The 12,783-nt window shown below is 46.6% G+C and carries 15 protein-coding genes and 1 tRNA gene; 8 read left to right on the forward strand and 8 right to left on the reverse strand.

Features of this window, described 5'->3' with window-relative positions; translation table 11 throughout:
* Window positions 1-115: 115 nt before the first annotated feature.
* The 8 genes from B0181_RS11265 (at window position 116) to secB (ending at window position 7,184) form a co-directional block, all read left to right on the forward strand.
* Entirely contained in the window at window positions 116-1,855 is a 1,740-nt protein-coding gene (locus B0181_RS11265) for an AMP-binding protein (protein ID WP_078277603.1), read from the forward strand.
* A gap of 364 nt (window positions 1,856-2,219) precedes the next feature.
* Window positions 2,220-3,191 (forward strand): tRNA dihydrouridine(20/20a) synthase DusA, encoded by a 972-nt coding sequence (gene dusA / locus B0181_RS11270; RefSeq protein WP_078277590.1) that lies wholly within the window; start codon window positions 2,220-2,222, stop codon window positions 3,189-3,191.
* A 207-nt stretch (window positions 3,192-3,398) separates the two neighbouring features.
* The gene (locus B0181_RS11275; protein WP_078277591.1) at window positions 3,399-3,980 is read left to right on the forward strand and encodes a YceI family protein; all 582 of its coding nucleotides are present in this window, start codon (window positions 3,399-3,401) and stop codon (window positions 3,978-3,980) included.
* A 197-nt stretch (window positions 3,981-4,177) separates the two neighbouring features.
* Window positions 4,178-4,268, forward strand: a tRNA-Ser gene (locus B0181_RS11280).
* A 134-nt stretch (window positions 4,269-4,402) separates the two neighbouring features.
* A complete protein-coding gene (rsgA, locus tag B0181_RS11285) occupies window positions 4,403-5,545 on the forward strand; it encodes a ribosome small subunit-dependent GTPase A (RefSeq protein WP_078277592.1) in 1,143 nt (380 codons plus the stop codon).
* 238 nt (window positions 5,546-5,783) lie between these two features.
* A complete protein-coding gene (locus B0181_RS11290; RefSeq protein WP_078277604.1) occupies window positions 5,784-6,194 on the forward strand; it encodes a rhodanese-like domain-containing protein in 411 nt (136 codons plus the stop codon).
* Between the two features lie 112 nt (window positions 6,195-6,306).
* Entirely contained in the window at window positions 6,307-6,567 is a 261-nt protein-coding gene (grxC, locus tag B0181_RS11295; protein WP_078277593.1) for a glutaredoxin 3, read from the forward strand.
* 125 nt (window positions 6,568-6,692) lie between these two features.
* Entirely contained in the window at window positions 6,693-7,184 is a 492-nt protein-coding gene (gene secB, locus B0181_RS11300) for a protein-export chaperone SecB (protein ID WP_078277594.1), read from the forward strand.
* Window positions 7,185-7,285: 101 nt separating this feature from the next.
* Here the strand turns inward: secB and B0181_RS11305 are convergent, their stop codons facing one another.
* The 8 genes from B0181_RS11305 to B0181_RS11345 form a co-directional block, all read right to left on the reverse strand.
* A complete protein-coding gene (locus B0181_RS11305; protein WP_078277595.1) occupies window positions 7,286-8,014 on the reverse strand; it encodes a YdcF family protein in 729 nt (242 codons plus the stop codon).
* Between the two features lie 11 nt (window positions 8,015-8,025).
* The gene (murB, locus tag B0181_RS11310) at window positions 8,026-9,090 is read right to left on the reverse strand and encodes a UDP-N-acetylmuramate dehydrogenase (RefSeq protein WP_078277596.1); all 1,065 of its coding nucleotides are present in this window, start codon (window positions 9,088-9,090) and stop codon (window positions 8,026-8,028) included.
* A 21-nt stretch (window positions 9,091-9,111) separates the two neighbouring features.
* Complete coding sequence (locus B0181_RS11315; protein ID WP_078277605.1) at window positions 9,112-9,588, reverse strand: low molecular weight protein-tyrosine-phosphatase; 477 nt, start codon at window positions 9,586-9,588, stop codon at window positions 9,112-9,114.
* Between the two features lie 14 nt (window positions 9,589-9,602).
* A complete protein-coding gene (locus B0181_RS11320; RefSeq protein ID WP_078277597.1) occupies window positions 9,603-10,043 on the reverse strand; it encodes an RNA-binding S4 domain-containing protein in 441 nt (146 codons plus the stop codon).
* A 266-nt stretch (window positions 10,044-10,309) separates the two neighbouring features.
* Window positions 10,310-11,188 carry an EamA family transporter gene (locus B0181_RS11325; protein WP_078277598.1) on the reverse strand — a complete coding sequence of 293 codons (879 nt, stop codon included), beginning with the start codon at window positions 11,186-11,188 and terminating at the stop codon, window positions 10,310-10,312.
* A 284-nt stretch (window positions 11,189-11,472) separates the two neighbouring features.
* Window positions 11,473-11,718 (reverse strand): LysE family transporter, encoded by a 246-nt coding sequence (locus tag B0181_RS11335; RefSeq protein WP_115338061.1) that lies wholly within the window; start codon window positions 11,716-11,718, stop codon window positions 11,473-11,475.
* Between the two features lie 280 nt (window positions 11,719-11,998).
* Window positions 11,999-12,244, reverse strand: a complete 246-nt coding sequence (locus tag B0181_RS11340; protein WP_078277601.1) for a hypothetical protein — start codon at window positions 12,242-12,244, stop codon at window positions 11,999-12,001.
* 1 nt (window position 12,245) lies between these two features.
* Window positions 12,246-12,653 carry a hypothetical protein gene (locus B0181_RS11345; RefSeq protein ID WP_078277602.1) on the reverse strand — a complete coding sequence of 136 codons (408 nt, stop codon included), beginning with the start codon at window positions 12,651-12,653 and terminating at the stop codon, window positions 12,246-12,248.
* Between the last annotated feature and the right edge of the window lie 130 nt (window positions 12,654-12,783).

Below are 12,783 nucleotides of genomic sequence, written 5' to 3' on the forward strand. Positions count from 1 at the left end.
TGATCTACTACAGCCCCTTATTTTAAAAACAGGCATTTTAAGAAACAAGCATTTTACAAACGACCACTTTAAAAATAACCATTTAAAAATAATGACTTTGGAAAACGACAGCATCATGCAAAACACACAAACTTTCAACGCACAAAATTTCACCGTGCCAGCTGACCGTGCTTGGCAGCAGACTTACCGTGATCACAATCTTGATATCAACCTAGAAATTCCAGCACACATTCAAAATCTGCCTGATTTTTTTGCCGATAACATCGCAAAGCACGCCAATCACCCTGCGCTGACCTTTATGGATAAGACCATCAGCTACCGTGAGCTGGATTTGTACAGCCGCCAGATTGCTGCCTATTTGCAGTCGCTGGGCTTGGTGAAGGGCGATAAAGTGGCGGTGATGATGCCAAACACGCCGCAGTATGTCGTTACGATGATGGGCATTGTGCGTGCAGGGCTGATTTTGGTGAACGTCAATCCTTTGTACACCAGCCACGAGCTAGAACATCAGCTCAAAGACAGTGAAGCTAAGGTGATTTTTATCATTGAAAATTTCGCCAAAACCTTAGAAAAAGTGCAAGACAAGGGGCAAATTCAGCACATCATCACCACAAGCGTGGGCGATATGCTGGGACTAAAAGGCGTGGTGGTGAATGCGGTGGTGCGCTATGTCAAAAAAATGGTGCCAGCGTATCATTTGCCAAATGCGGTAAAATTTAAAGACGCGCTCAATCAAGTTTCGGCAAGTCGTTTTGTCAAGCCAGAATTGCACCTTGATGACATTGCCGTGCTGCAATACACAGGCGGCACCACAGGCGTGGCAAAGGGTGCGATGCTCACGCACGGTAATATCATCGCAAACGTGCTGCAGTGCATGACCCACGTCAAGCAAGGTTTTGATAAGCCGTATCAGCACGGCGATTATATGGCGGTGGCGCTGCCTTTGTATCATATTTTTTCGTTCACCGTCATGCTTTTGGGCATGAATATGGGCATGGCGTTTTTGCTGATTCCAAATGCGCGCGATTTGAACGATTTGACCAAGCAATTTGCCAAGTATCGCCCTGTGTTTTTCCCTGCGGTGAACACGCTGTTTAACGCCTTGACGCACCATGAAGGCTTTAAAAAACTTGACCACAGTCGCCTAAAAATCTCACTGGGCGGCGGTATGTCGGTGCTGCCAAGTACGGCTGCGGCTTGGGAGAAAATGACGGGCAATTACATCATTGAAGGCTATGGCTTGTCTGAGACGTCGCCTGTTTTGACTTTTAATCCAATCGGACAATACACAGGTAAAATCGGCATTCCATTCCCAGCGACAGACATCGTGCTGCTGGACGATGACGGCAACGAAGTGGCAATGGGCGAAGCGGGCGAGATTTGCGCCAAAGGCCCACAAGTGATGAAAGGCTACTGGAAGCGCGATGATGAGACTGCCAAAGCCATGACTGAAAACGGTTATTTCCGTACAGGCGATGTTGGTGTGATGGACGAGCGCGGTTATTTTAAAATCGTTGATCGTAAAAAAGATATGATTTTGGTGTCTGGCTTTAACGTTTATCCAAACGAAGTGGAAGAAGCCATCGCCGCCAATCCAAAAGTGCTAGAATGTGGTGCGATTGGCGTGCCTGATGAGCACAGCGGCGAAGTGGTGAAAATTTTCATCGTTAAAAAAGACGACAGTCTGACCGAAAAAGAAGTGCGTGCGTGGGCAAAACAGCATTTGACTGGCTACAAACGCCCAAAACGCATCGCTTTTGTGGACGAATTGCCAAAATCAAATGTGGGCAAAATCCTGCGCAAAGAGCTTAGAAAATTAGAAGAAGGCAATTTACAAGCCAGCCAAACGGCTTGATGGCATGTTTTTAAGATTTTAGCCATTTTATAATCAAACAATCCAAAACCCTGTCTGATGTGTTCGGCAGGGTTTTGTAAATGCTGCTGAAGCATTTCATCAGGCTTTATTTTATCATCAAAGGGTTGGTAGGCTCTAAGAAGTGGATTGCATGCTATCCAAGTCTAATGTGATGATAAAATAACACTACTGAATTATGCCGGACGTCTGATAAATCAGTGATTGTTCTGGTGATTGTTTCTATTGTGAAAAATTCAACCAGTTCTTTTTAGACTTCGGTGGGTTGTATTTTAGAGTTGGGGTATAATATGGTTGTTATTTGTCATTACCTCTAAAACATTAAAAAACTACAGGATTTATCCAAGTGATTGATTTTAAAAACAATAAACGAATTAGCCTAGCACCTATGATTGATTGGACGACCGCTGATTTTCGTTATTTTGCGCGGCTATTTAATCCGCACATTTATCTTTATACTGAGATGATCAGCACCAGCGCCATTTTAAAGGGCGATACCGATTATATTTTGCGTTTTGATGACAGTGAGCATCCTGTGGTGTTACAGCTTGGCGGCTCAAATCCCAGCGAGATGGCGCAGTGCGTGCGCATTGCTGATACTTTCGGTTATGATGAATATAATATCAACGTGGGTTGTCCGTCTGATCGTGTGCAGCACAATAAAATCGGTGCCTGCCTGATGGCAGAGCCGCGCACGGTGGCGGATATGGTGCGCGCGATGAAAGACAGTACGGATAAGCCTGTCAGTGTCAAGCACCGCATTGGCATTGATGATTTTGACAGTTATGAGTTTATGCGTGATTTTGTGGGAACGGTGGCGGACGCAGGCTGCACGCATTTTATCGCTCATGCGCGCATCGCTTGGCTGCAGGGATTATCGCCCAAGCAAAACCGTGAAATTCCGCCTTTGCGCTATGATGATGTGTACCGCCTAAAACGTGAATTTCCCCATTTGTTCATAGAAATTAACGGCGGCATTGATAATTTGGACGACATAAAAAGTCATTTAAATCAAGTAGATGGCGTGATGATTGGACGTGCTTTTTATCATAATCCCATGCTGATGGCGCAGTGTAATGCGCTGTGGGGCGAGTCTGCGCCAAGCCACCGTGTGATTTTGGAAAATTTGTATCCATATTTGCAAAAACGTGCCGAACAAGGGGCGAATCTTGCGACATTGGTGCGGCATTATCTGGGGCTGTTTCAAGGTTTGGCAGGTGCGAGAAAATGGCGGCAGGATTTGAGCGGCAAGCGCAATCTGACGGTGGACGAAATCCGCCAAAGCGCTGAAGCGGTCTTGGTGCAAAATGGTTTGTGAATTGGTGTGTTTGATAAATTTGCCGTTGCAAGTCTTGTAAATCGTTAATAAGTTTCTTAATAAGAAATCTTGCGTTAATGATTTGGGATTTGTTTGCTTGAATTCTCTGTGCTATGATGGCGGATAAATTCGCACATTGTGAATTTCAAAGTTTATACTCAAAGCAAAGTCTACTCAAAGTCTGTAAACACAAAACGGGAGCTTATCATGAAAGCCATTTCTGCACTTTTGGCAGCTGCTGCCATCATCACAGGCGCAGCGCACGCCGCCACTTATGAGATTGACCCATTCCACACCAACGCACGCTTTGCGATTGACCATTTTCGCACCAGCACAAATGTGGGCGGTTTTTATGGCTTGACTGGCGAAGTGGAATTTGACGAAGCCAAGCGCAAAGGCAGCGTGGACATCACCATTCCTGTGGACAGTCTGCAAACTGGCAGCGAGCAATTCACCAAGCACCTAAAATCTGCTGATTTGTTTGACGCTGAAAACCACCCAACCATGCGTTTTGTTTCTACCAAATTCAACTACGTTGGCAAAGGCAAGGCACGCAAACTAAGCTCAGTAGACGGTAATTTGACCCTGCTAGGGCAAACGCACCCAGTGCGCCTAAAAGCCGAAAAATTCAACTGCTACGACAGCCCAATGCTGAACAAACAAGTGTGCGGTGGCGATTTTAGCACCACCATCGACCGCACCAAGTGGGGCATGGATTATTTGGTGGCAGCTGGCATGACTAAAAAAGTACGCCTAGACATCCAAGTAGAAGCAGCGAAAAAAGACTGATTTTATTTTGGCTTGAAAGCTATAAAGCCTGTGCTCATTGGCGCAGGCTTTTGCGTTGGGTGTTTTGGTGAAATTGCATCAATCGTTTGTGAATTGGGAGTGGTTTATTCGCTAAATAATAAAAGTGGAAAAATTTTTCTATTCTTGCCCAAAAACCCCTTGCAATTTTACCAAAACCATATATAATACACGCCTACGGAAGCTTGGCAGAGCGGTTGAATGCACCGGTCTTGAAAACCGGCGTGGGTTTGTAGCCCACCGAGAGTTCGAATCTCTCAGCTTCCGCCATCATTTTTTCTATCACAGAAAGCAAGAACCAATCACCATCGGTGGTTGGTTTTTTGTTTTTGTTGGTGATTTTTAAAAATTGCGTTACAATGGCAACTTATCACACTTTTTTGTATTGATTATCGATTGCTACCATGTCTTTTATTCGCCGCCGTAAGCTCACCAAAAACCAAACTCGCCAAATTCACAAAAACCAAGACCAAATCATTGACGATGGGTCGCTGGCAACAGGTGTGGTAGTGTCGCATTTTGGCAAGCAGCTGGCGGTGCAAATCACAGCTTTGCCAACCAAAACCAATGACGCACCCAGCCAAAGCACGCACGCCAAATCAGTAAAAGACGATGAAAGTGGTGAAAACAGCGAAAACGCTGCAAATGAGCAGGGCGAACCAATCCAAAAACCGCTTGCCATTGGCGATGTGTGGCGCTGTCATGCACGCACCAATTTGCCCATGCTGGCGGCAGGCGATGTGGTGCAATTTAGCGTGGATATGGTGGCAGGTACGGGGCTGATTGAAGTACTAAAGCCACGCCGCACGTTGATTACACGCCCAGACCGCTACCATAAAGTCAAACCTGTGGCGGCAAATGCTGACGTGCTGGTGATTGTCTTTGCGCCGCTGCCTAAGCCTGCGGTGAATTTGATTGACCGTTATCTTTTGGTGGCACGCACTTTTGATGTTAAGCCGCTTTTGGTGCTAAATAAGGCGGATTTATTGGCAGAGCATCAAGATGTGGTGCAAATTTTCCAAGAATATCAAGAGCTTGGAGAGAAGTATGGCTTTGAGATTTTGGCGACATCTGGTGTATCAGGGCAAGGCGTTGATGAATTACAAGCACGCATTGATGGCAAATTAGCGATTTTTGCTGGGCAATCTGGCGTGGGCAAATCAAGCCTAATCAATCGCTTATTGCCGCACGCCGAACAAGCGACCAACGAGATTTCGGTGGGTTCGCAGCTTGGGCAGCACACCACGACCACAAGCCGCCTGCTGGCTTATGATGATGGCAATCTTGAAGCAGGCGGCATCATTGACACGCCCGGCATTCGTGAATATGGCGTATGGCATTTGCCAGCCGATGAAGTGCTGGCGGGCTTTGATGAGCTGAATGCGCTGGCAGGCGAGTGCCAATTTCGTGATTGCAGCCATGCGCCAAATGCCAAGGGCTGTGCGCTGTGGCAGGCAGCGCAAGCTGGGCAAGTTTTACCGCGCCGCATTGAGAGTTTGCTTGAGCTGATGGCGGAAGCAGGCACGCAGGATAAGGCGGTGAAGTGATTTATCCGCTTGTCAAACTTGCTTAAATTGCCAACTTACCAAAATCAAAACCATGCAAATTGGCAAAAGTGCGTCTACGTTTAAGCAAATAAATTGACTGAATGGATTGCTTGGCTAAATAAATTATTTGGCGGTACTGAAATACGCCACGAAATTTGATATAATAGAACTTTTTACTTTTTCACCGCCTGTTACGCAAAGATTTGAGCGGCAGGCGAGCTAGCTTTAGGAGATGGCTTTGGAGCGTTGGTTGGAATTTATGGGGAATCACCCCGTGTTGTTTGGTATTTTGTTTGTGCTGTTGATTGCCTTTTTTATGATTGAAGGCAAGCGCAGTGGCAAAAAAGTCCCGCCGAGTGAGTTGGGTCTTTTGGTGAATCAAGGCGCACAAGTGATTGACGTGCGTCCTGCGCCAAAATTTGCCACTGGGCATATTTCAGGCAGTCGCAACATTCCTTTTGGCGAGCTAAAAAACCACTTGGAAGAGCTGCGTGCCATGACTGCGCCTGTGGTCATCGTGTGTGATGTGGGTATGCAATCTGGCGCGGTGGTGTCGATGATTGGTAAGCCAAACTTCATGCGTCTTGAAGGTGGTATTAACGGCTATCAAGCGGCTGGTTTGCCATTGGTGGGCGCAAAGAAAAAATAAGCCAAGCTGTATTGGGCGGGGTTTGATTGATAAATCTTGAAAGGCACAAGCCTTGAAAAGTACAAAACCGCCCCCATAAACTAAGCCAAGCAATTTTAACTTGGAGAAAATTATGCAAGCTGTGCAAATGTACATCAAAGAAACCTGCTCTTATTGCGCTGCCGCCAAGCAGCTTTTAGACAATAAAGGCGTGCCTTATACTGCCACAAGCGTGTTTGACTTGAGCGATGAAGAGCGTGCTGCAATCGCTGCTAAGACCAACAACTACCGCACCGTGCCGCAGATTTTTATCGGTGAAACTTTCATTGGCGGTTATGATGATTTGCGCAAACTTGAGCGACACGGCAAACTTGATGAATTGCTAAACGCTTGATAGTTAAAAAGTTTATTATTTGATGGCGTGATAAAACTGCTTGATTTTCAATCACTTGGCGTACAGTCAATTTCAAGCATTTTATCACAAGCCCACATTATCCAACCAATTTTAGGAGTAATTCCATGACAGATACCGCACCACAGCTGGGTCTTGAGCGCATTTATGTAAAAGACATTTCTTTGGAAGTGCCAAGCGCAGATGTGTTCACAAAAGAGTGGCAGCCAGAGCTTGACATCAGCGTGGCAACCGCCAGCAACGACTTGGACGAAGATCACAAAGAAGTGATTTTGTCGGTGAGTGTGAACGCCAAAAACGCAGGCAGCACCGCTTTCATCGCAGAAGTTCAGCAAGCAGGCATTTTCCTACTGCGCAACATTCCAGAAGGGGATTTGCCGCATTTGCTACAAGCCTACTGCCCAAATGTGCTGTTCCCGTACGCGCGTGAAGTGATCAGCGACATCGTAACTCGTGGCAGCTTCCCACAGCTACTGCTTGCACCTGTGAACTTTGATCAGGCTTTCTTGCAAGCGCAAGCTGAGCTAGAAGCTGGTGAAGCTGACAGCACAGATGAAAAAGCTGACGAAAAAGAAGATAAAAAAGACGAGAAAAAATAATTTTTTCTTGGCAGGTTTAAAGCATTAAACCAAATAAAACCGCTTGCCGATGGGTGAGCGGTTTTTTGTGCTGTGAATTTATCAAAATTTAAGATTTGCCATCAAGAAAACAGTTTTGGGGCGCGTCTTGGCGTGCTGATTTCTTGTATGCCGATTTCATCAAAACTGCGGCAGTTGTCCTGTGGCTTGATGATGTCGCGCAGTAGAGCCGCTACTTCATAGACAGCACGGCGTGAGTGAACAAGATTATTGCTGATGTTCGTCCATTTAAGTGGCTTATCAAGCGGCGCAGGATAAGGCGTGGTGGTGATGCCCGCTTGGGCGAATTGCCGTCTGGCGCGCGCCATGTGGTAGCGGTCAGTTACCAAATAAGCGGTTGTTGGCAGTTCGTGATGGGCGAGTAATTTGGCGCTGAACACTGCATTTTCACAGGTGTTCATGCTGGCGTTTTCGCTGATGATGACACTGGTTGCTTGCTTGGCTTTAAGATAATCGGCAAGCCAAGGCGACTCCACGCCACTGGTGATGATGGGTGGGTTTTCATCGTTTTGCTGCAGTGTTTGCAGTAATGATGCGGCAGCGACAGCACGGCTTCGGCTAAAATGATTAAGCGTAATAGCGCCATCTTGGCGTGTCAAACCGCCGCCCAGCACGATAATGGCATTGGGCGTAGCGTTGGTTTTTGGCAAGGTGAGCGCAGAAAACGCCGATAAACCTGCCACGACGACGTGCGAAAACACAGGCGTAAGCGCGGATAAACCCACGCACGCCACGCCAAGCGTACCAAAAATAGCGGCTTTTCCAAGTGTTGTCAGTCGTCTTTTTGTCATGATAAAAGCATTTAATCGTGAGTTACATGAGCATAAACCCACACAGGCTCACGCACCAGTGCAATGCCAAAACGCTCATCAATCGTGCAAATGATGAAATCTTGGGCGGTTTTGATGTCGGTTTGGGTGGCGGTGTGCGGTGCGTGATTGGTCAGCACAAGCGCTTGATTTTTGTGCGTGAGAATGGGTGCAACGCCATCGCCTTTTAGTCCTGCACGGTCAATCAGCCAGCCAGCAGGGACTTTCACCGTGTCATCACCAGCAGGATAATGCGGTAAGTCGGCATACTGCTCAAGTAATTTGACATAGTGTGATTTGGCGATGATGGGATTTTGAAAAAAGCTGCCGCAATTTGGTAAAAGCGCAGGGTCTGGCAGTTTGCTTTGGCGGATTGCCACCACAGCGGTAAATACATCTTGCGGCTGCGGTGCGCTGTTGCCGTTTTGCATTGCTAATTCGTGCGCTTTGGCAGACAAATCGCCATAGCTGATGTTGGTTTTGCTGCGGTCTTTATGTAAGCGAAATTGCACTTGGCTGATGATGTAGCGGTTGGGATTTTGTTTAAAAAAGCTGTCGCGATAGGCAAATTGACATTCGGCATTATCAAAGGTAAGTGTTTCGCCTGTGTGCAAATCATAAGCGATAACTTTTGTAATAAAATCAGAAACTTGAGCGCCATACGCACCGATATTTTGTACAGGACACGCGCCCACAAGTCCCGGAATGAGCGCCAAATTTTCCAAGCCAAACCAGCCTTTATCCAAGCATTGCTTGATAAAATCATGCCACACCAAACCAGCACCTGCTGCAATGTCAACGTGCGTTTCATCTTCGCTGATGACGGTAAATTCATCAAATTTTGGCAAGATAACACAGGCGTGCAAGGCGCTTGGCAAAAGCACATTACTGCCGCCAGACAGTACAAAAATTGGTAAATTGGCGTCTTTGGCACAGGCGTGGGCGTAGCGAATGTCGTCCATGCTTTGCACTTCAATCGCCATGTCGGCTACGCAAGACAGTGCCATGGTGTTGTATTTGGATAAATCGGCGGCGTGGTGAATGGTTGGATTGCTCATAAGTATTTGTTTTAATTAAGGTTAATGCGTGCGCCACAGCTCAAGCCAACGCTCGGCAACGCGGCTGATATGCTCAAACTGGGCGATAAAATCTTGCTCATCGCCATAATAGGGGTCGGCAACGCTTTGTTTGGTGAAATCGTCAAACAGGCTGAGCGTGGCAACTGGCGTGTGCGCTGGCTGTGATTGAATGAATTTTTGGCGCAGTTTTTCAAGGTTTTGTAAGTTGTTTTCGTCCATGGCAAAAATGCGCTCAAATTTGCCAAAATCGGCGGCGGTTACTTGTCTTGCTCTAAGCGTTGATAAATCATAGCCGAAGCGCGCGCCCACTTTAACCGCGCGTGGGTCTGGTGCTTCGCCGATGTGATAGCCTGCCGTGCCAGCAGAATCAAAGACGATGTCAAGGTTTTGGCATTTGGCGCGCATGACGGCTTCGGCAGAAGGCGAGCGGCAGATGTTGCCAAGGCAGACGAAAAGGATTGATTTTGGGTGGGGCATGACGTGTCTGTTTGTTACCATTGATTTTTAAATTTGTTCAATTCACGGCGTTCTTTTTTGTTTGGCTTGCTGTCTGGACGTGCCAAATTGGCAAGTTTGCGCTGCTCGGCAAAAAATTCACGCTGGATAAGGCTGGCTTCGGTTTCTTGGTACAGCGCTTGGGCGGCGGTCGCATTGCCACGCACGTCTGATAACGCCGTGATGATGACGGTTTTTTCTTCTTGGCGAGTGGCGTGTCCTTGGCGGATTGTCAGCGTATCGCCAACACGCAGCTCTTTGCTGGTCTTGATTTTGCTGCCGTTCATATGCACTTTGCCGCCATCAATCGCATCTTTGGCAAGGCTTCTGGTGCGAAAAAATCGTGCCGCCCACAGCCATTTATCGGCACGCACTTTGTCTTGTGCGCCATCAAATGCGTGCGTGGGCGAGTTTGCGTGTTTTGAATTTTTGTTCATGTTGCTTGTGCGTGATGATGGTTTGCTTGATTGGGCTGTTTTAAATTTGGGCTGTTTTTTATTTAGACAAGTTTAAAAATCGGTTGGTTATAAATTCAGCCGTCTAAAAACTTGCCTTTTTTAAAACTTACTTTTTAAAACTTAAGCCGCCTTACAAATCGGCAAACCTGACGATAATTTACGCATGGTAGCATATTTTGGCGATGGTGGGTAGGGGTTTTGAGCTGTGTTTGGTATAGGTGTTTGCCAAGTTTATTTGCCAAGTCTTATCTGCCCTGAAGCCAGCGTCCGCCAAAAACTTGCACGACAAGCGCAATCATCACCACAGCCGCACCGCTTAGATGGTAGAAATTCAGCCTTTCGTGTAGGACAATCGCACCCACGATGAGCGAAATCACAGGCAGGCACAGCGCTAGGGGCGTGATTTTTGCCGATGGATAGCGAGACAGCAAACTGCCCCAGCCAGCATAGCCAAACAAACCTGCCACATACACCAAAAACGCCACGCCGATGATGCCCTTTGTGCTGATGTTGCTAATTTCGTGCGCGATGCCATCTGCGCCATACAGTACAAGCGATGTGATGGTAAAAAGCGCCAAGGCGGATAAATTGCCCCAAATCACCAAGGATAAAGGATTGATTGCGCCTAGTTTTTTGACAATCAGATTGCCCATCGCCCAAGACAGCCCAGCGCCAATCGCCGCCCACACTGCTGCCATCAGTGGTACGCCTTTGGCTTGCCCAATGCCAATCAACAAAAGCCCCGCCACGCTTAGCACGAGCGCAAGCCGTTGGTGCTTGGCGATGCCTTCTTTGTAAAGCAGGGCGGATAATAAAATGGTGAAAAATACTTGCGATTGCACCAAAATCGCCACCAAACCTGTTGCCAGTCCCATGTCCACGGCGATGAACGTCAGCCCAAATTGCCCAAAACTGATGGTCGCACCGTACAAAAATAAGAGTAAAGCGGGCACGTTTGGACGTTTGATAAAAAATATCGCAGGGAAAATCATCAGCACGAAGCGTGCCATGCCAAGCACCATGGGTGATAAATCTGCCAAAGCGTATTTGATGAAAATAAAGTTGATGCCCCACAAGAAAATCACGGCGGCGGCAAGGACGGTGTCTTTGGTGGTCAAATTCATGGGTGCGGTTTGGTGCGAAAAATGATGGATTGGTGATTATAGCAAGATTTTGCTGAGCGTGCAATTTTGGCGGAGGTTTTTAAGTTTTTGTTTTTATTGGATTTTTTGATGATTTTACGGGTATTATTTTTGGTGATGATTAAGATTTTATTAAAAAATGTGCTAAAAAATATACTAAAATTTCGCCAAAAATTCATCAAAAATCCATCAAAAAATAACAACAACCGCTTTAAAACTCGATAACGTCCCATTGTGTGAGCAGCGGCTGGCGAAAATCGATGAACTTAGGAAAGAACACCACGAAAAATAAGATGGCATTTGGGTTGGGCAGACTCACCAAATGCCTTGAAAAACAATCGCTTGGCACTGATGATGGCGGTGTTTTTGTTTTGGGTGAGCGTTTGGGTGGCGGTTTTATAGCTTACCAATCTCAAATAAAACAGATAACTTGCGCCCAAGATTTTGATGATGGTGAGCAAGTAGGGCGCGTGTTCGTTGATGAGTGATAAGCCAAACATAAACAAAAGCATAGTTTTCCCAATTTAGCTTGATACTTCGTTGGCTCGCCTTGCTGTACTGCTTGTACTATCTGCGGCTCGCCGTCTTGTCTCAAGCTAAATTGATTTGACTATAAATTTATCCAAACATCAAGCCTGTCATGGCGTAGAGTGTTTTGCCAAGTCCGTAATTTAAGCTGCATTGAAAGGCGAAAATTATGTTTGAGTCGGGTGTGGCGGACACCAGCAGCGTGGAAAAGGCGAAAAATAAAAAGTTTGACCAGCTTATGATGTTTGGTTGGTGGTGTAAATTTTAACGATAGCTTGGTTTGTCGTTGCAGTCTTGATAATGCTGGCACGCCTTATGTGCGCAAGGGTTGAAATCGCTGTGGCGTGCGTACAAAATGCTTGTCGCCACCAAGCAATAATACATCAGTGTTTCGGCAGATTCTTCCAGCAAGGCTTGATGGGTATTTTCGCCATACATACTGATTGCCACGCTGACAAGAAATAAAAGCGTCAGCCAAAATGGCGGCGCAACGCCAAGCAGCGCACGCACGTCACAGTTTATGGCGATAAAAATACACCAGCACGCCAAAAACATACGCACCAAATAAAGGGCGCGCCAAAAATCCGTAATTTATCTCGCTCCACGAATAAAACTGATCCACCGCATCTGGCACGGCAAAAAACAGCACACGCCCATAGCTGATTTCACGCAAAATCAGCACGCTAAACACCAACGCCACAAAGCGAAACAGCCGTTTTGGCGAAGTGCTGGGCAACATTGCCATGATTAAGCCGATGAACAGCAAGGCAAGTTGTAGATTTTCAAAAAGATTGTTTTCATGGGCAAAATGCACAGGCAGCTGCTGATAAAACGCCACCACACCAAGCCACAAAACGGCTGGCACGATGATGGGATAAAAGCGAAAATTTACCCACGATGAGAAGTTGAAATTTACCACAGTTTCTCCAAGATGTCTGAGCGTAATTTAACTTCCACTTCAACATCAAAGCAGCAAAATTTGCAGGCTGGTTTGATGTTGAAGTAAAAGTTGAGCGTTTGAATAAAAACTTAGGGGCTGTACTAGATTA

The sequence above is a fragment of the Moraxella caviae genome, from assembly GCF_002014985.1.
In the GTDB taxonomy this organism is placed as follows: domain Bacteria; phylum Pseudomonadota; class Gammaproteobacteria; order Pseudomonadales; family Moraxellaceae; genus Moraxella; species Moraxella caviae.

Excerpts from the sequence above, each read along its gene's own strand:
- B0181_RS11265 (WP_078277603.1), top strand. The coding sequence starts at position 116 with ATGCAAAACACACAAACTTTCAACGCACAAAATTTCACCGTGCCAGCT.
- B0181_RS11275 (WP_078277591.1), top strand. The coding sequence starts at position 3,399 with ATGAAAGCCATTTCTGCACTTTTGGCAGCTGCTGCCATCATCACAGGC.
- rsgA (WP_078277592.1), top strand. The coding sequence starts at position 4,403 with ATGTCTTTTATTCGCCGCCGTAAGCTCACCAAAAACCAAACTCGCCAA.
- grxC (WP_078277593.1), top strand. The coding sequence starts at position 6,307 with ATGCAAGCTGTGCAAATGTACATCAAAGAAACCTGCTCTTATTGCGCT.
- secB (WP_078277594.1), top strand. The coding sequence starts at position 6,693 with ATGACAGATACCGCACCACAGCTGGGTCTTGAGCGCATTTATGTAAAA.
- B0181_RS11305 (WP_078277595.1), bottom strand. The coding sequence starts at position 8,014 with ATGACAAAAAGACGACTGACAACACTTGGAAAAGCCGCTATTTTTGGT.
- murB (WP_078277596.1), bottom strand. The coding sequence starts at position 9,090 with ATGAGCAATCCAACCATTCACCACGCCGCCGATTTATCCAAATACAAC.
- B0181_RS11315 (WP_078277605.1), bottom strand. The coding sequence starts at position 9,588 with ATGCCCCACCCAAAATCAATCCTTTTCGTCTGCCTTGGCAACATCTGC.
- B0181_RS11320 (WP_078277597.1), bottom strand. The coding sequence starts at position 10,043 with ATGAACAAAAATTCAAAACACGCAAACTCGCCCACGCACGCATTTGAT.
- B0181_RS11325 (WP_078277598.1), bottom strand. The coding sequence starts at position 11,188 with ATGAATTTGACCACCAAAGACACCGTCCTTGCCGCCGCCGTGATTTTC.
- B0181_RS11335 (WP_115338061.1), bottom strand. The coding sequence starts at position 11,718 with ATGCTTTTGTTTATGTTTGGCTTATCACTCATCAACGAACACGCGCCC.